We start from the raw sequence: 20,243 nt of genomic DNA, 5'->3' as shown, positions 1-20,243 counted from the left end.
GACACATGAGACGGCACAGACGGAGGCCGCAGAGATGACGGAACAGACGGCACGGCCACCCCGGGCCCCGCGGTCCGCCCGCACCCCCCACGCCCCGCACCCCGCGCCCCCGCTCCAGCCCCTCGGTCGGCTGCGCCACGACTGGCCGCGCAGTTTCGCCGACCGGCTGACCGCGCCGCTGCCCGGCGTCCGCGCCATGGCCCGGCTCGCCCGCGAGGGCGCCGTGCGCCCCGGGCCGGACGGGCTGCGCGACATCCCGCTGCTGCCGTTCGCCCCCGGTCCGCTGCCCGAGGCCGGGCCCGACACCCTCGCCGTCACCTGGGCCGGACACGCCAGCTGGGTGCTGCGGATCGGCGGACTCACCGTCCTCACCGACCCCGTCTGGTCCCGCCGCATCCTCGGCACCCCGGCCCGGATCACCCCCGTCGGCGTCCGCTGGGAGGACCTGCCCCCGGTCGACGCCGTCGTCATCAGCCACAACCACTTCGACCACCTCGACGCCCCCACGCTCAAGCGGCTGCCCCGTCGCACCCCCGTCTTCGTGCCGGCCGGTCTCGGCCGGTGGTTCACCCGTCGCCGCTTCACCCGGGTCACCGAGCTCGACTGGTGGGAGGCCTGCCAACTCGGCGGCGTGACCTTCGAGTTCGTCCCCGCCCACCACTGGTCCAAGCGCACCCTGCTCGACACCTGCCGCTCCCTGTGGGGCGGCTGGGTGCTCACCGACCGCGCCGGGCACCGGACCTACTTCGCCGGCGACACCGGCTACGGCCACTGGTTCGGCGAGATCGGCCGCCGCCACCCCGGCATCGACCTCGCCCTGCTGCCCATCGGCGCCTACGACCCGCGCTGGTGGCTCAGCGACGTCCACACCGACCCCGAGGAGGCCGTCCAGGCCTTCCAGGACCTCGGGGCGCGCCGGATGGCGCCCATGCACTGGGCGACCTTCGTGCTGTCCTCCGAGCCCGTCCTCGAACCGCTCACCCGGGTCCGGGCCGCGTGGGAGAAGGCCGGACTGCCCCGCGAGGACCTGTGGGACCTGCCGGTCGGCGCCTCACGCGTGCTCGTCCCCTGACCGCGACGACGGCTCCCCGTGCGGGCCGCGCAGCCGCCGCCACAGCGACGGCACCGCGCTGATCAGTACGGTGAGCGCCACCGCCGCCACCACGCCCTGCCACGGCTCGGGGAAGAGCGAGCCGCCGAGGATGCCGATGAGCTGGTACGTCGCCGCCCACGCCAGGCACGCCGGCAGGTCGCCCCGTGCGAAGCGCCGCGGCGGCATCCCGGCGAGCAGACAGGCCAGCATCACCGGGATCCGCCCCGCCGGCACCAGCCGCGAAAGGACCAGCACCGACACCTGGTGCGTCTCCAGGCGCTCTCGCGCGTGGGCGAGGCGCTCGGGAGCGGCCCGGCCGCGCAGCGCCGCCAGCCACCGCGAGCCGTTGCGGGACCTGACGCCCCGCCGCCCCAGCCAGTAGAGCGCCAGGTCGCCCAGGAACGCGCCGAACGACGCCACGAGGAAGACGAAGAGCAGCGCGAACGGAGACGTCTGGTGGAACGCCACCACCGCCGCCGAACTCACGATCGCGCCCGTCGGCACGACCGGCACCAGTGCGCCGAGCGCCACCAGGACGAACAGGGACGGGTAGCCGACGGCTTGCTGCGTCGACTCCGGCGGCAGTTCCCGCACCGCCGCCATGAGCCGGTCGATCACCGGGCGCCCTCCGTACGCGCGGCCGCCCCGGGCCTCACCGCGCCACCTCCGGCCGGACCCGCTCGCCGTGCGCGAGCAGGTGGACCGCCACCTTCGGCGCGAGCCGGGAGGCGTGCCGGACGAACTCGTCCCCGGGCGCGTGGAACTCGTGCGGCCGGACCGCGTCCATGCCGATCGGCCAGTACGTGCCGTAGTGCACCGGGACCGCGGCGGCCGGCGACAGGTCGGCGAGCACCTCGGCCGCACGCGCCGCGTCCAGATGCCCGTGCCCCAGGAAGGGGCCCCAACCCCCCACCGGGAGGAGCGCCACGTCCACCGCGCCGACCGCCTCGGCCATGCCGTCGAACAGGTCGGTGTCCCCGGCGAAGTAGGTGCGGGCCTCGCCCTCGACGACGTAACCCAGCGCGGGGGAGCGGTGCGGGCCGAACGGCAGCCGCCGGCCGTCGTGGAGCGCCGGCACCGCCCGTACCGTCACGCCCTCGACGGACACCTCGTCACCCGGCGCCAGCTCGGTGAGCCGCAGCCCCCGCTCGACGAGCCGGCGCAGGGCCGGTACGGCACGGGGCGCGCCGGACGGAAGGAGGAGGCGGGTGCCCGGGGCGAGCCGGGCGAGGGAGGGGAGGTGGAGGTGGTCGGCGTGCAGGTGCGAGACGAGCACCGCCTCGGCGCGGGCCGCCTCCGCCGGTGGCGGCGCGCCCCGCCGGCGCCGCAGATGGGCGAGCCGGCGCGCGAACAGCGGGTCGGTCAGGAAACGGACCCCGGAGTCCTCGACCGTGCAGGTGGCATGACCCCACCAGGTGACTTCCACCGGAACGCCGCCCTCTCCGTCCGCCGCCGAGTCCATGCCCGAGTCCATGCCCGAGTCCGTGCCCGAGTCTGTCGGAGTCGGAGCCCGTGCCCGTGCCCGAGTTCCGAGCCCGAGTCCGCCCCGTTCCCGAGCTCGTGGCCGTGTCCGAATCCGTCCCCGAGCCAGTCCCCGTCCAGAGCCAGTCCGCGAGTCCGAGTCCCGCTCGCCGTCTCGACCATAACGCGGATCGTGTCCGCGACGTGGCGAAACGTCCCCGGCCGGGGTGCGGTCGGGATGCGGCCGGGGCGGGGCCGGAGAGCGGGATAGGAGAGCGTGGTGGGGGACGCCGTGCGGGCCGTGGCCGGTCTTCGCCGGAGCACCGCACGTGGTAGCGCACTTGGTATACCGAAAGACTCCTCGGGTGCGGCGCGACGCAGTAGGGTCGCCCCATGGACGACGTTCGGGTGGCGGCGATCGCCAGCCTCACCCCGCTCGAAGAGCTCGACGACGACCCCTTCCTGGTCGACACCCGCCGCCAGCACGCCATGTGCGTCCGCTGGGCCAGCGGCAAGGGCTACGTGGTGACGCGGCAGCTGTCCTGCTACGGCATCAGGCCCGACCACCAGGCGCTGTGGGCGGACGTCGACGAGGGCGTCGTGGACCTCTTCGTGGCCCCGAACGAGAGGGTCCTCGCCCGCGCGTTGACGGACGTGCGCGCGTTCTTCGCCGAGTGCGAGCGGCGCGGCGTGCGGCTCGAGACCGCGGGCCTCGACGAACCCGCGTACGACGCCCCCATGAAGGCCGGGGTGCACCGCAGGCTCTCCATGCCCACCGCGGGGTACGACGGCTCCTGAGCCCCCGTCGTACGCCCGGTGAGCCCTCCGCCGTACGCCTCGCGCGCGCCCCCGTCGTACACCGGCGAGCCCCCTCCGTCATACCGCCGGCGCGCCCCCGTCCCCCACCCGGCGCACACCCGCCGGGCACCCGTCCGCCCGCCCCCGCCCGGCGGGCGTTGTGCCACGCTGGGGGCAGGAATCGGGTGAAAGGTGAACCTGGCGTGGCGGAACGGCGAGGACGTATCCCCGCCCGCTGGCGGAGCGCGGGCCGCGCCCTGCTGCGGGTGATCACGGTGTGGGCGGTCTCCAGCCTCACCCTCCTCGCCCTGGCAGGGCTCCTCCCCGACTTCCAGCTCCAGTCCGCCGACGGCGACAGCGTCACCAGGACCGCGGTCACCGCCGCCTGGGGCGCGGGCGCCTTCGGCCTGCTCGGGGCGCTGGTGTGGCCCCTGATCGTACGGGCGCTGCTGCTCGTACCGGCCCTCGTCCTCGGCCTGTTGGTGTTCTTCCTGAACGGCTCGCTGCTGCTCGTCGCGCTCTGGCTGATCCCCGACGGGCGCGGCGCCGCCGCCCCCGAGACCGCCGTCGTGGTCGCCGCCGTGATGTCGGCGGTCGCCTCGGCCACCTCCACGGCGCTCGCCGTCCGCGACGACGACGCCTACCGCCGCCGCCTCTACCGGCTCGCCGACCGCACCCGCCCCCGGGCCGCCCGCGCGGGCGCCGAACCCGTCCCCGGCACCGTCTTCCTCCAACTCGACGGCGTCGGCCACCGCGTGCTGTGCGACGCCGTCGCCGCCGGCCGGATGCCCACCGTCGCCGAGTGGCTCGCCACCACCCACGCCCTCACCCCCTGGCGCACGGACTGGTCGAGCCAGACCGGCGCCAGCCAGCTCGGCATCCTGCACGGCTCCAACGAGGACGTGCCCGCCTTCCGCTGGTACGAGAAGGACACCGGCCGGCTCATGGTCAGCAACCGGCCCGCGAGCGCCGTCGAGCTCCAGCGCCGTGCCGTCGAGCGCACCGGGGACGGCGGACTGCTCACCCTCGACGGCGCCTCCCGGGGCAACCTGTTCAGCGGCGGCGCCGACCAGCTCGCCCTCGTCCTGTCGATGGCCGCCCGCCGGGGCCGGCGCAACCGCTCGCGCTCGGGCTACTTCGCGTACTTCTCCGACCCCGCCAACGCCGTCCGCACCGCCGGCTCCTTCGTCGCCGAGGTCCTGCGCGAGATGGTCCAGTCGACCCGCGCCCGGCTGCGCCGAGAGTCCCCGCGGGTCTCGCGCGGCGGCCTCTACCCCTTCGTACGGGCCTTCGCCACGGTCGTCGAGCGGGACGTGGTGGTCGCCGCCGTGATGGGCGACATCCTCGCCGGACGGACCGCCGTCTACGCCGACCTCGTCGCCTACGACGAGGTCGCGCACCACTCGGGCCCGCAGGGCCGCGACACCGACCAGGTCCTGGAACGGCTCGACCGGGCGATCGCCCTGATCGCCAAGGTCGCCGAGCACGCGCCCCGCCCGTACCGGATCGTGCTGCTCTCCGACCACGGGCAGAGCCCGGGGGAGACCTTCGAGTCCGCCTACGGCCTCACCCTGCGCGACCTGGTCCGGGTCGGCTGCGGTCTTCCGGTGCCGCGCCGGGTGCGGCGCACGCCCTGGGGGCATCCCCGGACGGAGTCGGGCGGTGCCTCGGAGGCCAGGGACGCCGCCCGTGACGCCCTGCGCAGCGCGCTGCACCGGCCCGTCGACGACCAGGGGGCGGACGGCGACGAGACCGAGGCCGAGGCGGCGGCCGTGGCCGCCGCCCGCGCGCCCCAGCCGATCGTGCTCGCCTCCGGCAACCTCGGCCTCGTCTCCTTCCCCGGCGTGCCGCACCGGATGACCCGCGAGGAGATCGACCGGCTCCACCCGGCCCTCCTCCGCACCCTCGCCCAGCACCCGGGCATCGGCTTCCTGCTCGTCGCGAGCGAGGAACACGGATCGGTGGTGCTCGCCCGCGACGGCGTCGAGGTGCCACTCGCGCAACTCGCCGAGCAAGCCGAGCAGGCCGAGCAGGCCGAGCGCGCCGATCAAGCCGGCGGCACCGACCATGCCGACCGCGCCGAACACGCCGGCCGGGCCGACCACGCGGACGGCGGGCCGCTCGCCGTCTTCGGGCCGGGCGCGGCCGAGGCGGTGCGGCGTACGGACGGCTTCCTGCACGTCGCCGACATCATGGTCAACTCGATGTACGACCCGGAGACCGGCACCGTCCACGCCTTCGAGGAGCAGATCGGCTCGCACGGCGGCCTCGGCGGCGAGCAGACGCGTGCCTTCCTGATGTGGCCGCGCGAGCTGACGGCGCCGCCCGAGGACCTGGCGGGGGCCGAACAGGTGCACCAGGTGCTGCGCGGCTGGCTGCGGGAGAGCGAGGGACCTCAGGTGCCCCTGGAGATTTCCCCGCCGAACGGCCGTACGGAAGCATTTCTTCCGGTTGACGGCCCCGCCGTGCGGGACAAAAACGGGTGATTTGGAGCGCCGTCTCAGCTACCGGACCATAGGTGCGTTTGTACGACGAGAGGCGCACCACCCCCCATGAGCACGGCCCCCACCAGCACGTCTTCCCCCGAGACCCTCCTTGCCACCCCCTCGGAGGCGCCCTCGGAGGCGCCATCGGCGGCAGCGGAGGCACCACCGGCGGCACGCGAGGGCGAGCAGCCGGCGAACAGCCGCCACGCCCGGCGCTTCGGCCTCCCCGTCGCCACCGCCCTCGTCATGGGCAACATCATCGGCGGCGGCATCTTCCTGCTGCCCGCCTCCGTCGCCCCCTTCGGCACCATCAGCCTCGTCGCCTTCGGCATCCTCACCCTCGGCGCGATCGCCCTCGCCCTCGTCTTCGGGCGGCTCGCCCACCGCCTCCCGCAGACCGGCGGCCCCTACGTCTACGCCCGCGCCGCCTTCGGCGACTTCGCGGGCTTCCTCGCCGCCTGGTCGTACTGGATCACCGCCTGGGTCTCCAACGCGGCCCTCGCCGTCGCCGCCGTCGGCTACCTCGACGTCCTCGTCCCGATCCACGACTCCAAGGCCGCCACCATCGGGGCCGCCCTGCTGCTCCAGTGGCTGCCCGCGCTCGCCAACCTGGCCGGCACCCGCTACGTCGGCGCCGTGCAGATCGTCGCCACCGTCCTGAAGTTCGTCCCGCTGCTCCTCGTGGCCATCGGCGGGTTCTTCTTCTTCGACAGCGCCAACCTCGGCCCCTTCCAGGCGACCGGTGGCAGCGCGCTGGGCGCGGTCTCCGCCTCCGCCGCGATCCTGCTCTTCAGCTACCTCGGCGTCGAGTCCGCCGCCGTCAGCGCCGGCGAGGTCCGCGACCCGCGCCGCAACGTCGGCCGCGCCACCGTCCTCGGCACCCTCGGCGCCGCCACGCTGTATCTGCTCGGCACCCTCTCGGTCTTCGGCACCGTCGCCCACGACAAGCTCGTCACCTCCACCGCGCCGTTCTCCGACGCCGTGAACGTCATGTTCGGCGGCTCCTGGGGCGGCGCGGCCGTCGCCGGCATGGCGCTGGTCTCCATGGTCGGCGCGCTCAACGGATGGACCCTGCTCAGCGCGCAGGCGCCGTACGCCGCCGCCCGCGACGGGCTCTTCCCGAAGGTCTTCACGATCAAGCGGCGCGGCGTGCCCACCGTCGGCGTCCTCGTCACCGTCGTCCTCGCCTCGCTCCTGACGGTCTACAACTACACGGCCGGCACGAAGGGCGTCTTCGAGATCCTCGTCCTGATCACCACCTTCACCGCCACCGTGCCCTATCTGCTCTCCACGGCCGCGCAGATCTACTTCCTGCTGTCCGGACAGTCCGAGAAGGTCTCCCGCGCCCGCCTCGTCCGCGACGGCGTGCTCGCCCTCGCCGCCTTCGGCTTCTCCCTCTGGCTCGTCGCCGGCTCCGGCTACGCGGCCGTCTACCAGGGCGTGCTGTTCCTCTTCGCGGGTGTGCTGGTGTACGCGGGGATGGCGGCCCGCAGGGGACGCGCGGGGGCGACCGCCGGCTGAGGGCCGCGGAGGGGAACCCGGGTGCCTCCGGTGTGGTGAAAAGCGGGCCCGGAACGTAGGCCGGCCGGGCGGATCTGCCGCCACGGCCGGCACATACGTGTCCGCGCGGGGCAGAACGGATCTCCATGAGACCCCTCGCCCGGTTCGCGCTCGCGGTGCTGCTCGTGCTGGCCGCGCTCCTCGGCGTGAGTGCCGGCGCGGGGACCGGGACCTTCGGGGGCGAGTCACGGACCGTCTCCACGACGGCCGACGCGGGCGCCGAGGCCCACGAGTCCGCCGAGACCGAGGCGACCGCGCCGCAGCGGTCGGTACGGCGTCCCGCCCCGCCCCGGTTCCCCCGGCGCGCGACACCCGCCCGCCATCCCGTCCTGGTCTCCGTACCGTCCGAGCGCGGCGACGCTCCCCGGTCGGCGGTGATGCGGTGCTGAGAGGACCCACCTCTCCCGCACCCCCATCACCCCCCACCCGACCCAAGGAGCTTCGCCATGGCCGTCGACCCCTTCGCCGTCCTCAACGCCCTGCTGCGCGCCGAGGCCGCCCGCCAGAATCACCACGCCGGCGACCCCGAACCGGCCCACCCGACAGAACCGGCCACCGCGCACACCACTTCATCGACGCGGTCGGCCGAGCCGGAGGGCCGGAGGGACTGACCGCTGGAATGCGCGGGGATCCGCCGGAGACCGGCGGATCCCGGATCCAATATCCAATATCCCCGGATCCAATATCCGGATCCCGGGATATTGGATCCGGGATATTGGATCCGGGATCCATGAAGATCCCCATTACCTCCCGCGTAATCGACCCGCTCCGCCCGCCCCGGCATGCTCGTGGTCACCGGGTCCCGGGCGGCGCACTCCGTCCGAGGGCCGGTGCCCCGGTCGTCCGTTACGCCTCATCGGAGGGTGATCCACCATGTCCCAGACCCTGCTCGCCGGTCTTTCCCGCACCACCCAGCCGCGGTCCATGGTGCGCCGGTTCCTCGCCCTCGACGCCGTCGTCACCGGCGGGAACGGGCTCGCCTACCTCGCCGCCCCCGGACCGATCGGCGACTTCCTCGGCGTCGACCGCGGTCTGCTGCTCGAACTCGGCGTCTTCCTCACCGTGTTCGCCGCCGGCGTGGCCTGGCTGGCGAGCCGCCCGCAGCCCCCCGTCCTCGGCGTCAAGGCCGTGGTGGACGCCAACCTGCTGTGGGCGGCGCTCAGCGTCGTCGCGCTCTTCGTCTGGCTGGAGCCCACCACCGCCGGCGCGGTGTGGACGCTGACGCAGGCCGGTACCGTCGGCGGGTTCGCCCTGCTCCAGTGGACCGCTCTGCGGGCCGTCACCCGTTGAGGGGGCGCTCCTTCAGCGACTGCAGATACGCGACCGTCGCCGGGTCGGCCGGAAGGAGCGTCTCGATGGCCAGCTCGGCGACCGTCACGTCCATCGGCGTGTTGAAGGTGGAGATCGACGACACGAACGACAGCACCTGACCGTCGTGTTCGATCCTCAGCGGCAGCGCGAAGTACGGATACGGCTCCGGGTCCTCCCGGTCCTCCGGATCCGTGGCCCCCTCGGGCAACGGATACGCCGCCACCTCCTCGTACAGCGCACGCAGCGCCTCCGAACGGGCGAGCCCGATCTGACGCTCCATCTGGGCCAGCAGATGCCCGCGCCACTCCCGCAGATTGCGGATGCGCGGCGCCAGGCCCTCCGGGTGCAGCGTGATCCGCATGGCGTTCAGCGGCGGCGTCAGCAGATGCTCCGGCAGCCCCGCCATCAGCATCCCGATGCCCTGGTTGGCCGCCACCACCGTGTAGGAGCCGTCCACCACGAGCGCGGGATAGGGTTCGTAGCCCCGCAGCAGCCGCTCGATCCCCTCGCGCAGGGTCTCCAGCTCCGGCGCGTCGAGCGGCGACTCGCTGAACCGCGGGGCGTAACCCGCCGCGAGCAGCAGCGCGTTGCGCTCCCGCACCGGCACGTCCAGGTGCTCCGCCAGCCTGAGGACCATCTCCTCGCTCGGGCGCGAGCGGCCGGTCTCGATGAAGGAGATGTGCCGGGCGGACGACTCCGCCCGCAGCGCCAGCTCCAGCTGGCTCAGCCGCCGCTGCTCGCGCCAGCCGCGCAGCAGTGGACCCACACCCGTGTCGGTCGCGACAGTTGTCATGGCCAGACGGTATCCCAGAGGGGGACCCGGGTACTTTCCCCGGGACCGCTCCGTCATCACGCACCACCGCCACAGCCGTACGACCGGAGGGAGCACCACGTGCCCACACAGCCACTGTCGCAGAAGGAGATCGAGGACCGCCTGCGCGAGCTGCCGGGCTGGTCCGTCGACAGCGACCGGCTCACCCGCGCCTATCGCCTCGCCGACCACTTCGCCGCGACCGCGTTCGTCGTCCACATTGCGCAGATCCAGCAGGAACTCGACCACCACAGCGACCTGACGCTCGGTTACAACAGCGTCGCGCTGGCCGTCAGCACCCACTCCGCCGGCGGAGCCCTCACCGAGAAGGACTTCGAACTGGCCGAGCGGGTCGAGGCGGCGGCACCCGGCCACGGGGCGAACTGAACGGAACGGACCGCACCGGACCGCACCGGACCGCACCGGACCGGACCGACACCGGGCACCACCCCCGACGTACGATCCCCTCCATGGGGGAGACGATTCTCGACTACGAGGCCGAGGCCGCGCACTACGACGAGACCCGTGGCGGCGTGCCACGGGCCGCGGCCGCGGCCGACGCCGTGCTGCGGCTCCTGCCGCCCGGCACCCGCACCCTGCTCGACCTCGCGTGCGGCACCGGCCTCGTCACCGAACGCCTCGCCCGGCCCGGACTCTCCGTCTACGGAGCGGACGCCGCCCACGCCATGCTGCGCACCGCCGCCGGCCGCGTCCCGGGCCGGGTCGTGCGCGCCGACGCCCGCCGGCTCCCGCTGCCGGACGGATCGGTCGACGCCGTCAGCGCCGTGTGGCTGCTGCACCTCGTGCCCTTCACCGAGCAGATCGTCGCCGAGGCGGCCCGGGTCCTGCGGCCCGGCGGCGTGTTCCTGACCACCGTCGACAAGGACGCCGCCCATGACGTCGGCAGCGACATCGACGCGGTGCTCCGCCCCCACCGCGCCACCGGCTCCGCCTCCGACGACGCCGCACGCGTCACCGCGTACGCCGCCGCCCACGGCCTGAGCCCGGCGCCCGGCACCACCTTCACCGGACACGGGCAGGGCACCACGCCGCGCCGCACCGCCGAGAAGCTGCGCCACGGCTCTTACGCCTCCTGGTTCCGCGGCACCACCGCCGACACCGACGCCCTGTGCGCCGCCCTCGCCGGCCTGCCCGACCAGGACCGCCCCCGTGCCGACCCCGTGTACGCGCTGGCGTGCTACCTCAGGCGCGGCTGAAGTCCATCACCCAGTTCGTCACCCACGCCTGCGTACCGGCCGGCGCGAAGGCCTGCTCCCAGCGAGCCGTGTCGGCGGTGATCCCCGACCAGCGGAACCGGACCCGCACCGGCCGCCCCGCGTAGGCGTCGTCGCCGAAGAACTCGCCCGTCCCGTCGGGGCCGAACCGGCCTCGCACCGGCGGATCGAGCCTCCCGGTCCCGCTGTGGGACCAGTTCAGCGTCCACTCCGCGGTCTCCGGCTCGTACAGCCGCAGCGTCAGACCGCTGAACCCCTTCGACGGGAAGACGATCTCGTCGACATGCGCCCGGCCGTCCCAGAAGAGCCGGCCCGTCGTGTACCCGTCGAACTCCTCCCAGCCGCTGTCCCGGTCGAGGAAGTCCGTCAGACGACGGTTGCGCACGCTCCACCGGCCGTCGAGAAAGCCGAAGCCGACTCCCCCTCCGGAGCCGTCGCCGAAGAGGCCACCCGGTTCGGCCCCGGGGCTGGCCCCGGCCCCGGCCCCCGCCCCGGCCCCCGCCCCGGTCCCTGCCCCGGTCCCTGCCCCGGAGGCGTCGCCGCTCACGCCCGCACCTCCGTCGTGCCAGAGAGAAGGGAGTCGCGGAGGTAGCCGGCCAGGTCCGGCGTGTCGGGCGCGAGGACGTGCCGCGCCCAGGCCGCGCGCTCGTGACCCAGCGGGGCCAGCTCCCACACGCAGCCGATCCAGTTGCGCGCTCCCGGCGCGGTCCGTACGAAGTGCGTCGGGTCCAGGTCCGGACAGTCGAGGGCCGGCTGGCCCGCGGCCGCACCGGAGAAGTGCAGGACGTTGTCCCAGACCCAGCTGTAGACGTTGAGGTACGCGCCGGAGTCACCGCCCCGGTGCAGCACGGCGAAGCTCGCCGCCGGGGTGCCGTCGGGCTCGGGGAGGAGCTCGGGGAGCAGCGCGTACGCCGCCTTCTCCACCTCCGGTGCGATGCCGGCCGGGTCGGCGGTGACGTGGTAGCGCTTGACGTGCCGGCCGCCGACGACGACCGGCTCCAGGACGTTGAGGTACTTCTCCGCGAAAGCCATGGCCGGACTGTAGGAACACTCCACTGACACCTTGTGTCAGTGGATATCTTGTGCCGGTGAAGTCGAGCCGTCTGGTGACGATCCTGCTGCTCCTGGAGACCCGTGGCCGGATGACCGCCGCCCAGCTCGCGGCGGAGCTGGAGGTCTCCGTCCGCACCGTCTACCGGGACGTCGAGTCGCTGCACGCCGCCGGAGTGCCGCTGTACGGGGACGCCGGGCACCGCGGCGGTTACCGGCTGCTCGCCGGACACCGCAACCGGCTCACCGGCCTCTACGCCCGCGAGGCCGAGGCCCTGGTGCTCGCGGGGCTGCCGGCCGCCGCCGACGAGCTCGGGCTCGGCGGGCACTTCGCCGACGCCCGACTGAAGCTGCGGGCCGCCCTGCCCGCACCGCTGCGCGAGCACGTCGACCGGCTGCGGGCCCGCTTCCACATCGACGCGCCCGGCTGGTACGCGAGGGACACCGGGGCGCCCTTCCTGCCGCAGGTCGCCGACGCCGTACGCGCCGGCCGCGTGCTCGCCGTCCGCTACCGCCGCTGGAAGGAGCCGACCGACGTCGACCGGCGCCTGGAGCCGTACGGGCTGGTGCTCAAGGCGGGCCGTTGGTACCTGGTCGCCGGGCCGGGACCGCGTACGTACCGGGTCGACCAGATCCTCGACCTCACCGTGACCGACGAGGAGGCCGTCGTCCCCGAGGGCTTCGACCTCGCCGCCCACTGGCGGGCCAGCCAGGAGGACTTCCACGCGCGGCTGCACCGCGGCGAGGTCCTCGTCCGGATCTCGCCGCGCGGCGCCACCCGGCTGAGCGGCGCCGCCGCCCGCGCGCTCGCCGAGAACGGCACCCCCGAGCCCGACGGCTGGACCCGCGCCACCCTGCCCGTCGAGGGACCCGACCACGCCCACGACACCCTGCTCGCCCTCGGCACGGAGGTGGAGGTCCTCGCCCCCGAGGACCTCCGCGAGCGGATCGCCGCCACCGTACGGACCCTGGCCGAGCGTTACGCCGGTGCCTGAGCCGCCGCCGGGGCGAGCGCGGGCGCGTGGGCGGGCTCTTCGGCCAGGGCTGGGGCGGTTGCCTGGGCCGCCGCCGGGGCGGGTCCGTGGGCGGGCTCTTCGGCCAGGGCCGGAGCGGTTGCCTGGGCGGACGTCGGAGCGGGCGCCTGAGCCGGGGCCGGTGCGGGTGCCCCGGCCGGCGCCTGGAGCGCGGGCTGATCCGGTGCCTGAGCGGCCGTCTCCGGACCGAACGCCCGTGCCGCGTACGCCGAGAACTCGCGCGGCTCACGGCCGAGCACCCGCCGCACCCCGTCCGTCACCGGCGTGTTGTGCCCATCGAGCAGGTCCGCGAACAGACCGGCCAGCCAGGCGGCTTCCTCCTCCGGCATGCCGAACCCGCCCAGCAGGCCCGCGCATTCCGCCTCGCTCATCGGCACGTACACCACCTCACGGCCGGACGCGCGGGAGATCTCCGCCGCCACCTCCGCGAAGGTCAGCGCCCGCGGCCCCGTCAGCTCGTGCACCAGACCCGCGTGCCCGTCCCCGACCAGCGTCTCCACGACCACGTCCGCGAGGTCGTCCGCGTCGATGAACGGCTCCGCCGTGCCACCCGCCGGAAAGGCGATCGTGCCGGCCGCGACGCCCTCCGCAAGCAGTCCCTCGTCGAAGTTCTGGGCGAAGAACGCGGCCCGTACGACGGTGAGTTCGACTCCGGAGGCGCGCAGCGCCTCCTCCGCCCGCACCGCCTCGGGCTCGCCGCGCCCGGAGAGCAGGGTGAGCCTGCGCAGTCCGTGCGCGGCCGCCAGCTCGCCGAAGGTCCGCAGCGCCCCGGCGGCCTCCGGAGCGGCCAGGTCGGGGTAGTAGTTGACATAGGCGGCGTCCGCGCCGTCCAGGGCCGGGGACCAGGTGGACGCGTCCGCCCAGTCGAATCGGGTGGTGCCGGTGCGCGAGCCCGCCCGCACCCGGAGACCGTGCTCCGCCAGGCGCCGCGCCACGCGCCGCCCGGTCTTGCCCGTCGCGCTCGTGACCAGCACCGTCCGCGCGTTGTCCGTGTCCGTCGTCACGTCCGTCGTCAGGCCCGTCGTCACGTCCGAGGTCACGTCCGTCGTCATGTTCGTCGTCATGGCTCAAGGCTCGTGGGCGGGGCGCCCGTTGCCCATGCTCCACGAGCTCACCCGCATACGCCTCCGTCTACGCTTGGCCGTCATGGACGCACTCGCCGGTCTCCTCGACGGGCCCCGCGCCAAGGGCGCCTTCGTCCTGCGCATGGTCATGGCCCCGCCCTGGTCGGTACGGATCGAGGACCGGGCGCCGCTGTGCCTGATGTGCGTCACCGACGGCGAGGCCTGGATCGTGCCCGGCACCGGCGCCCCCGTGCTGCTGCGCCCCGGTGACATCGCCATCGCCCGCGGCCCCGAGCCGTACACCGTCGCCCACACCCCCGACGCCCCGCCCACCGCCGTCATCGGCCCCGGCGGCCACTGCGCCACCCTGAGCGGCGAGCCGCTCGCCGAGTCGATGAACCTGGGCGTACGGACCTGGGGCAACGCCCCCGACGGCGCCACCACCGTCCTCGTCGGCACCTACCAGCTGGCCGGAGAGGTCACCCGACGGCTCCTCGACGCGCTGCCCGAACTGCTCCATCTGCCCGCCAACGTGCGGCGGTGCCCGCTGATGCCCTTCCTCGCGGAGGAGATCTCCCGCGACGAGCCGGGTCAGAGCGTGGTCCTCGACCGGGTCCTCGACCTGCTGCTCATCGCCGCCGTCCGTGCCTGGTTCGCCCGCCCCGGGGCCGCCGCCCCCGCCTGGTACCGGGCGATGGGCGACCCGGTGGTCGGGCGGGCGCTGCGGCTCCTGGAGGACGACCCCGCCCGGCCCTGGACGGTCGTCTCGCTCGCCGAGGAGGTCGGCGTCTCACGGGCGGCACTGGCCCGCCGCTTCACCGACCTGGTGGGGGAGCCCCCGATGGCGTACCTCACCGGACGCCGCCTGGCGCACGCCGCCGACCTGCTGAGGCGGGCGGACGCGACCGTCGAGTCGGTCGCCCGCCGGGTCGGTTACAGCAGCGCCTTCGCGCTGAGCGCCGCGTTCAAGCGGGTGCGGGGGATCAGCCCCCAGGAGTACCGCGGACACGGTTGACCAGCGCGTTCGGCCACGCCTTGGGCATGGCTTGCCGGACCGGCAAGTTTTCTCGCGCGTGGGCCGACGGCGTCGCACCCTGTTCTCATGAGCGCACGCGATCATGACCCCCAGGGTCACGACCACCAGAACCACCAGAGCCACCAGAACGACCCGAACCACCGGCCCCACCAGCCCCACCGCCATGGCCACGCGGCCGGCCCCGGCCACGCGCCCGGCCCCGGCCACGCGCCCGGCCCCGGTCATGGGCACGGCCATGGCCACCACGACGGCTCCGACGTCGACTGGGCGCGCCTCGCCCCGCTGCTCACGCAGCAGGCGGAGACCCAGATTCCGCTCTACGCGGAGGCCGCCGCCTGGCTCGCCTCCCTCGCCCCGGCGGCCTCGGTCCGCCGGGTCCTGGACTTCGGCAGCGGACCCGGTGTCGTCACGGTCCTGCTCGCCGAGGCGTTCCCCGAGGCCGAGGTCGTCGCCGTCGACGCCACCCCCGAACTCCTCGCCCTCGCCCGGGAGCGGGCCGACGCCCGGGGTGTCGGCGACCGGGTGAGCACCCTGCGCGCCGACCTTCCCGAGGACTTCGGTGCCCTGGGCACCGCCGACCTCGTCTGGGCCAGCAACTCGCTGCACCACATCGGCGACCAGCGGGCCGCTCTCGCCGCCTTCGCCGACGTGCTGAACCCCGGCGGTCTGATCGCCCTGGCCGAGGGCGGGCTGCCCTGCCGCCACCTGCCGTGGAACCAGGGCATCGGCCGGCCCGGCCTGGAGGCCCGGCTCGACGCGGCGAACGCCGACTGGTTCGGCGAGATGCGGGCCGGTCTGCCCGACACCAAGGAGGAGATCGACGACTGGGGCGCGCTCCTCGCCGACGCCGGACTCACCCTGAGCGGCACCCGCAGCTTCCTCTGCGACGTCCCCGCGCCGCTGCCGGCCGCCGTCCGCGAGCAGGTCGTCGCCCACTACGCGCGGCTGCGGGAGGGCCTGGCCGAGCGCCTTGCCGACGACGACCTCGCCGCCGTCGACCGGCTGCTCGACCAGGCCGATCCGCTGTCCCTGCACCAGCGCCCGGACCTCTACCTGCTCACCGCCCGTACGGTCCACACGGCACGCAAGCCGGCCTGAGACGGTTCGAGCCGGCCTGAGGACGGCCTGAGACGGCCTGAGGCGGCCGGTCCGGGTCAGGCGCCGGCGTTGAACGCGGCCGGGTCCGGGCCGAGCCGGTGGCCCTCGTCGAGCGCGGCGACGGCCGCCAGGTCCTCGGCGTCCAGCTCAAAGTCGAAGACGTCGATGTTCTCCTGGATACGGGACGGGGTCACCGACTTCGGGATCACCACGTTCCCGACCTGGAGGTGCCAGCGCAGCACCACCTGCGCCGGGGTGCGACCGTGCTTCCGGGCGATCGCCACGATCGCCGGGACCTCCAGGAGGCCCTTGCCCTGCCCGAGCGGCGACCAGGCCTCGGTGGCGATGCCGTGACGGGCGTGCGCCTCGCGGGAGGCGGCCTGCTGGAGCTGCGGGTGCAGCTCGATCTGGTTGACGGCCGGCACGACGGAGGTCTCGCCGATCAGCCGCTCCAGGTGCTCGGGCAGGAAGTTGGACACGCCGATGGCCCGGGCCCGGCCGTCGGCCAGGATCTTCTCGAAGGCCCGGTAGGTGTCGACGTACGCGTCCTTCGCCGGTACCGGCCAGTGGATCAGGTACAGGTCGACGTAGTCCAGGCCCAGCTTGGCCAGCGAGGCGTCGAAGGCCCGCAGCGTCGAGTCGTAGCCCTGCTCGCTGTTCCACAGCTTGGTGGTGACGAAGAGCTCCTCGCGGGGGAGCCCCGAGGCGGCGAGGGCCTTGCCCGTGCCCGTCTCGTTCTCATAGATGGCGGCCGTGTCGATGGAGCGGTAGCCGGCCTCGAGGGCGGTCACCACGACCTGCTCGGCCTCGTCGTCCGGCACCTGCCAGACGCCGAAGCCGAGCTGCGGCATCCGCACGTCGTTGTTCAGGGTGAGGAAGGGGACCTTGGTGTCCGTGCTCACGAGGGGTCGTTCCTAACGTCGTCGGTTCACTCCACCCAGCCTCAACGATCACCGGCCCGATCGCATTCCGCCGAGCCGGAGAAAATACCGCCGGAGAAAATACCGCCGGAGCCGGAGCCGGAGCCGGAGCCGGAGCCGGAGCCGGAGCCCGTACGTGTACCCGGGCCCTGCCCCGTGTCGGCCGCCCCCGGCGCGGGACCCGCTGAGAGGGCTGTCAGCGGTACAGCGCGTCGACCTCCGCCGCGTACGCCTGTTCGATCGCCTTCCGCTTCAGCTTGAGGGAGGGGGTGAGCAGCCCGTGCTCCTCGCTGAACGGATGCGCCAGGATCCGGAAGGTGCGGATCGACTCCGCCTGGGAAACCAGCGTGTTGGCCGCCACGACCGCCCGCCGGATCTCCGTCTCCAGGGCAGGGTCGTGCACGAGCTCCGCCGGCGGCAGCGGCGGCCGGTTCTGCATCGCCAGCCAGTGCTCCACCGCCTCCTGATCCAGCGTCACGAGGGCCGCCACATACGGCCGGTCGTTGCCCACCACGATGCACTGGGCCACCAGCGGATGCGCCCGCACCCGCTCCTCCAGACCCGCCGGCGAGACGCTCTTGCCGCTCGCCGTCACCAGGATCTCCTTCTTGCGCCCGGTGATCGTCAGATAGCCGTCCTCGTCGAGCACGCCCAGATCGCCGGTCGCCAGCCAGCCGTCGTTCAGCACCGCGGCGGTCGCCTGCGGGTTGTTCAGATAGCCGGAGAAGACATGGCCACCGTGCAGCCACACCTCCCCGTCCTCCGCGATGTGCACCGTCGTCCCCGGCACCGGCTGCCCCACCGTCCCGTACTTGGTGCGCTCGGGCGGGTTCGCCGTCGCCGCCGCCGAGGACTCCGTCAGGCCGTACCCCTCGTAGATCGTGACTCCGGCGCCCTCGAAGAAGAGGCCGAGCCGCCGGTCCATGCCCGAGCCGCCCGACATCGCGTGCCGCACCCGGCCGCCGAGCGCCTCGCGGACCTTCCCGTACACCGTCTTCTCGAAGAACTGGTGCTGCATCCGCAGTGCCGCCGACGGCCCGGGACCGAGGCCGAAGGCCCTGTGCTCCAGCGCCTCCGCGTAGCGGACCGCCACGTCCACGGCCTTGTCGAACGGGCCCCGCTTCCCCTCCGCCTCCGCCTTGCGGCGGGCCGCGTGGAAGACCTTCTCGAAGACGTACGGCACCGCGAGCACGAAGCTCGGCCGGAAGGCCTGCAGATCCGGCAGCAGCGCCGAGGCGGCGAGCACCGGCTGATGGCCCAGCTTCACCCCGCCCCGGACCGCCGCCACCTCCACCATCCGCCCGAAGACATGCGCGAGCGGCAGGAAGAGGAGGGTGGACGCCTCGTCGCCCGGCCGGGAGTGGAAGACCGGCTCCCAGCGGCCGATCAGCATGTCCGTCTCGAACATGAAGTTGGCATGGGTGATCACACAGCCCTTGGGGCGGCCCGTGGTGCCCGAGGTGTAGATCACCGTCGCGACCGACTCGGGCGTCACCGCCTTGCGGTGCCGGTGCACCACGTCCTCGTCGATGTCCGCACCCGCCGCCATCAGCTCGGCGACCGCGCCCTCGCCCGCGTCCAGCTGCCACAGGCGCTGCAGCCGCGGCAGCCGGTCGATCACCGAACCGATCGTCATCGCATGGTCCTCGTGCTCCACCACGCACGCCGTCACCTCGGCGTCGTGCAGCATCCAGTACACCTGCTCGGTGGAGGAGGTCGGATAGACCGGGACCGGCTGCGCGCCCAGCGTCCACAGCGCGAAGTCGAACAGCGTCCACTCGTAGCGGGTCCGCGCCATGATCGCGACCCGGTCGCCGAACCGCACACCCTGCGCGATCAGCCCCTTCGCCAGCGCCAGGACCTCGTCCCGGAACCGCGCGGCCGTCACGTCCTGCCACCGGCCTTCGGCGTCCTTGCGGCCGAGCGCGACCCGGTCCGGCTGCCGCTCGGCGTGGTCGAACACGGCGTCCGCCAGACCGCCGACCTGAGGCGCCGCCTCGACGGGCGGCACGGTGAACTCGCGCACTGACCTGCTCCTTCCCCCGTTCGACCGTTCGACATCGCGCTCCGTACGGCGCCGGTGAACCTACCCCACGGTGCGGCGCGGCGGGAGAACCTTCACCAAGCCGCGACATTGCACGTATCCACTGGTCAGCGGCCGGAAAACGGACAAGTGGGCGAGGGGAGGGGGGCCTTGCCGAACCACCGGTAAGACCCGGTGGCCGGGAATCTCCACGGAATCTGTACGGACCGCTCACCCGGGCGTCGTCAGGCCCTGAGGCCCGCTCCCTGCGGCCCGGGCCCGTGTCAGCGCGGGCGGTGGAGCCGGTCGCCGCCCGCCAGGATCGCCGCGGCCAGCGCGTCCACCGCCTCCTGCGTCGCCCCGCGCCGCCGCCCCTTGCGCAGCACGAAGTCGACGGTACCGAGCTCGGGCAGCCCCGTGCGGGCCGGCAGCTCCACCAGACCGGGCGGCACCAGTCCCCGGGTGTGCGCCATCACGCCGAGCCCCGCCCGTGCCGCCGCCACGTTGGCGCTCAGGCTCGAACTCGTACAGGCGATCCGCCACGCCCGCCCCTGCGCCTGGAGCGCCTCCAGGGCGCGGGCCCGGGTGATCCCCGGCGGCGGATAGACGATCAGCGGCACCGGACGGTCCGGATCCAGCCGCAGCCGCGGCGCCCCGATCCACACCAGCACGTCCTGCCAGACCAGCTCCTCGCCGCCCAGTTCCGCCTGGTCCCCGCGCCGCTTGGCCAAGATCAGATCGAGCCGCCCCGCCTCCAGACGGGACTGGAGCGTCCCCGACAACTCGACCGTGAGCTCCAGGTCGACCTCCGGGTGCTCGCGCCGGAACGCCTCCAGGATCTCCGGCAGCCGCGTGGTCACGAAGTCCTCCGAGGCGCCGAAACGCAGCCGGCCGCGCAGCCGCGTCCCCGTGAAGAAGGCGGCCGCCCGCTCGTGCGCCTCCAGGATCGTGCGCGCGAACCCGAGCATCGCCTCGCCGTCCTCGGTCAGCTCCACGCCGTGGGTGTCACGGACGAAGAGCGGCCGGCCGGTCGCCTCCTCCAGGCGCCGCACATGCTGGCTGACGGTCGACTGGCGCAGCCCGAGCCGCCGGGCGGCCTGGGTGAAGCTCAGGGTCTGGGCGACCGCGAGGAAGGTGCGCAGCTGGGTGGGCTCGTACACGCCCGCCCACGCTACCGCCCGCCGGTCCCCCCGGCTATCGCGTCTCGTGATGACAGTCAGTGCGCTGTACGGGATTCCCGATCGCCGGGCCGTCGACCAGGAT

At 74.0% G+C, this 20,243-nt stretch carries 21 protein-coding genes; 12 read left to right on the top strand and 9 right to left on the bottom strand.

Features of this window, described 5'->3' with window-relative positions; all coding sequences use genetic code 11:
- The first annotated feature begins 34 nt into the window (after positions 1 to 34).
- A complete protein-coding gene (locus ABTZ91_RS09750; protein WP_352076599.1) occupies positions 35 to 1,072 on the top strand; it encodes an MBL fold metallo-hydrolase in 1,038 nt (345 codons plus the stop codon).
- Here the strand turns inward: ABTZ91_RS09750 and ABTZ91_RS09745 are convergent.
- Positions 1,052 to 1,696: a VTT domain-containing protein gene (locus ABTZ91_RS09745; RefSeq protein WP_352076703.1), complete on the bottom strand. Its 645-nt coding sequence runs from the start codon at positions 1,694 to 1,696 to the stop codon at positions 1,052 to 1,054. The genes ABTZ91_RS09750 and ABTZ91_RS09745 overlap by 21 nt on opposite strands.
- Before the next feature lie 49 nt (positions 1,697 to 1,745).
- A complete protein-coding gene (locus ABTZ91_RS09740) occupies positions 1,746 to 2,567 on the bottom strand; it encodes an MBL fold metallo-hydrolase (RefSeq protein WP_352076598.1) in 822 nt (273 codons plus the stop codon).
- 380 nt (positions 2,568 to 2,947) lie between these two features.
- On the opposite strand from ABTZ91_RS09740, the gene ABTZ91_RS09735 reads away from it, so the two are divergent.
- The 6 genes from ABTZ91_RS09735 (at position 2,948) to ABTZ91_RS09710 (ending at position 8,688) form a co-directional block, all read left to right on the top strand.
- Positions 2,948 to 3,352, top strand: a complete 405-nt coding sequence (locus ABTZ91_RS09735) for a recombinase family protein (protein ID WP_352076597.1) — start codon at positions 2,948 to 2,950, stop codon at positions 3,350 to 3,352.
- A 203-nt stretch (positions 3,353 to 3,555) separates the two neighbouring features.
- Positions 3,556 to 5,838, top strand: coding sequence for a phage holin family protein (locus ABTZ91_RS09730; RefSeq protein WP_407077926.1), 2,283 nt, complete (start codon positions 3,556 to 3,558; stop codon positions 5,836 to 5,838).
- A 66-nt stretch (positions 5,839 to 5,904) separates the two neighbouring features.
- Entirely contained in the window at positions 5,905 to 7,359 is a 1,455-nt protein-coding gene (locus tag ABTZ91_RS09725) for an amino acid permease (RefSeq protein ID WP_352076596.1), read from the top strand.
- Between the two features lie 125 nt (positions 7,360 to 7,484).
- Positions 7,485 to 7,787, top strand: a complete 303-nt coding sequence (locus ABTZ91_RS09720) for a hypothetical protein (RefSeq protein WP_352076595.1) — start codon at positions 7,485 to 7,487, stop codon at positions 7,785 to 7,787.
- A 57-nt stretch (positions 7,788 to 7,844) separates the two neighbouring features.
- Positions 7,845 to 8,009, top strand: coding sequence for a hypothetical protein (locus tag ABTZ91_RS09715; protein ID WP_352076594.1), 165 nt, complete (start codon positions 7,845 to 7,847; stop codon positions 8,007 to 8,009).
- A gap of 262 nt (positions 8,010 to 8,271) precedes the next feature.
- Positions 8,272 to 8,688: a hypothetical protein gene (locus ABTZ91_RS09710; protein WP_352076593.1), complete on the top strand. Its 417-nt coding sequence runs from the start codon at positions 8,272 to 8,274 to the stop codon at positions 8,686 to 8,688.
- Here the strand turns inward: ABTZ91_RS09710 and ABTZ91_RS09705 are convergent.
- The gene (locus ABTZ91_RS09705) at positions 8,678 to 9,502 is read right to left on the bottom strand and encodes a helix-turn-helix transcriptional regulator (RefSeq protein ID WP_352076592.1); all 825 of its coding nucleotides are present in this window, start codon (positions 9,500 to 9,502) and stop codon (positions 8,678 to 8,680) included. The two genes, ABTZ91_RS09710 and ABTZ91_RS09705, sit on opposite strands and share 11 nt — an antisense overlap.
- A gap of 99 nt (positions 9,503 to 9,601) precedes the next feature.
- Here ABTZ91_RS09705 and ABTZ91_RS09700 point away from each other — a divergent pair, with 99 nt between their 5' ends.
- Together ABTZ91_RS09700 and ABTZ91_RS09695 are read left to right on the top strand one after the other, a co-directional pair.
- The gene (locus ABTZ91_RS09700) at positions 9,602 to 9,907 is read left to right on the top strand and encodes a 4a-hydroxytetrahydrobiopterin dehydratase (protein ID WP_352076591.1); all 306 of its coding nucleotides are present in this window, start codon (positions 9,602 to 9,604) and stop codon (positions 9,905 to 9,907) included.
- Positions 9,908 to 9,990: 83 nt separating this feature from the next.
- Positions 9,991 to 10,737 (top strand): class I SAM-dependent methyltransferase, encoded by a 747-nt coding sequence (locus ABTZ91_RS09695; protein ID WP_352076590.1) that lies wholly within the window; start codon positions 9,991 to 9,993, stop codon positions 10,735 to 10,737.
- On the opposite strand, the gene ABTZ91_RS09690 is transcribed toward ABTZ91_RS09695, so the two are convergent.
- Entirely contained in the window at positions 10,724 to 11,140 is a 417-nt protein-coding gene (locus ABTZ91_RS09690) for a hypothetical protein (protein WP_352076589.1), read from the bottom strand. The genes ABTZ91_RS09695 and ABTZ91_RS09690 overlap by 14 nt on opposite strands.
- A gap of 158 nt (positions 11,141 to 11,298) precedes the next feature.
- Positions 11,299 to 11,787 carry a hypothetical protein gene (locus tag ABTZ91_RS09685; RefSeq protein ID WP_352076588.1) on the bottom strand — a complete coding sequence of 163 codons (489 nt, stop codon included), beginning with the start codon at positions 11,785 to 11,787 and terminating at the stop codon, positions 11,299 to 11,301.
- Between the two features lie 56 nt (positions 11,788 to 11,843).
- On the opposite strand from ABTZ91_RS09685, the gene ABTZ91_RS09680 reads away from it, so the two are divergent.
- Positions 11,844 to 12,800, top strand: coding sequence for a YafY family protein (locus ABTZ91_RS09680; RefSeq protein ID WP_352076587.1), 957 nt, complete (start codon positions 11,844 to 11,846; stop codon positions 12,798 to 12,800).
- Here the strand turns inward: ABTZ91_RS09680 and ABTZ91_RS09675 are convergent.
- On the bottom strand, positions 12,785 to 13,903 hold the full coding sequence (locus ABTZ91_RS09675) for an NmrA family NAD(P)-binding protein (RefSeq protein ID WP_407077925.1): 1,119 nt from the start codon (positions 13,901 to 13,903) through the stop codon (positions 12,785 to 12,787). The two genes, ABTZ91_RS09680 and ABTZ91_RS09675, sit on opposite strands and share 16 nt — an antisense overlap.
- A gap of 82 nt (positions 13,904 to 13,985) precedes the next feature.
- Here ABTZ91_RS09675 and ABTZ91_RS09670 point away from each other — a divergent pair, with 82 nt between their 5' ends.
- Both ABTZ91_RS09670 and ABTZ91_RS09665 read left to right on the top strand, forming a co-directional pair.
- On the top strand, positions 13,986 to 14,918 hold the full coding sequence (locus ABTZ91_RS09670) for an AraC family transcriptional regulator (protein ID WP_352076586.1): 933 nt from the start codon (positions 13,986 to 13,988) through the stop codon (positions 14,916 to 14,918).
- Between the two features lie 87 nt (positions 14,919 to 15,005).
- A complete protein-coding gene (locus tag ABTZ91_RS09665) occupies positions 15,006 to 16,037 on the top strand; it encodes a class I SAM-dependent methyltransferase (RefSeq protein ID WP_352076585.1) in 1,032 nt (343 codons plus the stop codon).
- A gap of 56 nt (positions 16,038 to 16,093) precedes the next feature.
- Here ABTZ91_RS09665 and ABTZ91_RS09660 read toward each other — a convergent pair whose 3' ends face one another.
- The 3 genes from ABTZ91_RS09660 to ABTZ91_RS09650 all read right to left on the bottom strand — a co-directional run bounded on the left by ABTZ91_RS09660 (position 16,094) and on the right by ABTZ91_RS09650 (position 20,140).
- Entirely contained in the window at positions 16,094 to 16,888 is a 795-nt protein-coding gene (locus ABTZ91_RS09660) for an aldo/keto reductase (RefSeq protein ID WP_352076701.1), read from the bottom strand.
- A gap of 265 nt (positions 16,889 to 17,153) precedes the next feature.
- Positions 17,154 to 18,983, bottom strand: coding sequence for a long-chain fatty acid--CoA ligase (locus ABTZ91_RS09655; RefSeq protein WP_352076584.1), 1,830 nt, complete (start codon positions 18,981 to 18,983; stop codon positions 17,154 to 17,156).
- Positions 18,984 to 19,264: 281 nt separating this feature from the next.
- Positions 19,265 to 20,140, bottom strand: coding sequence for a LysR substrate-binding domain-containing protein (locus tag ABTZ91_RS09650; RefSeq protein ID WP_352076583.1), 876 nt, complete (start codon positions 20,138 to 20,140; stop codon positions 19,265 to 19,267).
- Positions 20,141 to 20,243 lie beyond the last annotated feature (103 nt).

Origin of the sequence: Streptomyces sp. NPDC126499 (assembly GCF_040302485.1) — a bacterium.
In the GTDB taxonomy this organism is placed as follows: domain Bacteria; phylum Actinomycetota; class Actinomycetes; order Streptomycetales; family Streptomycetaceae; genus Streptomyces.
Note: the sequence above shows the minus strand (reverse complement) of the source record. Positions and strands in the feature narration are given on the sequence as shown.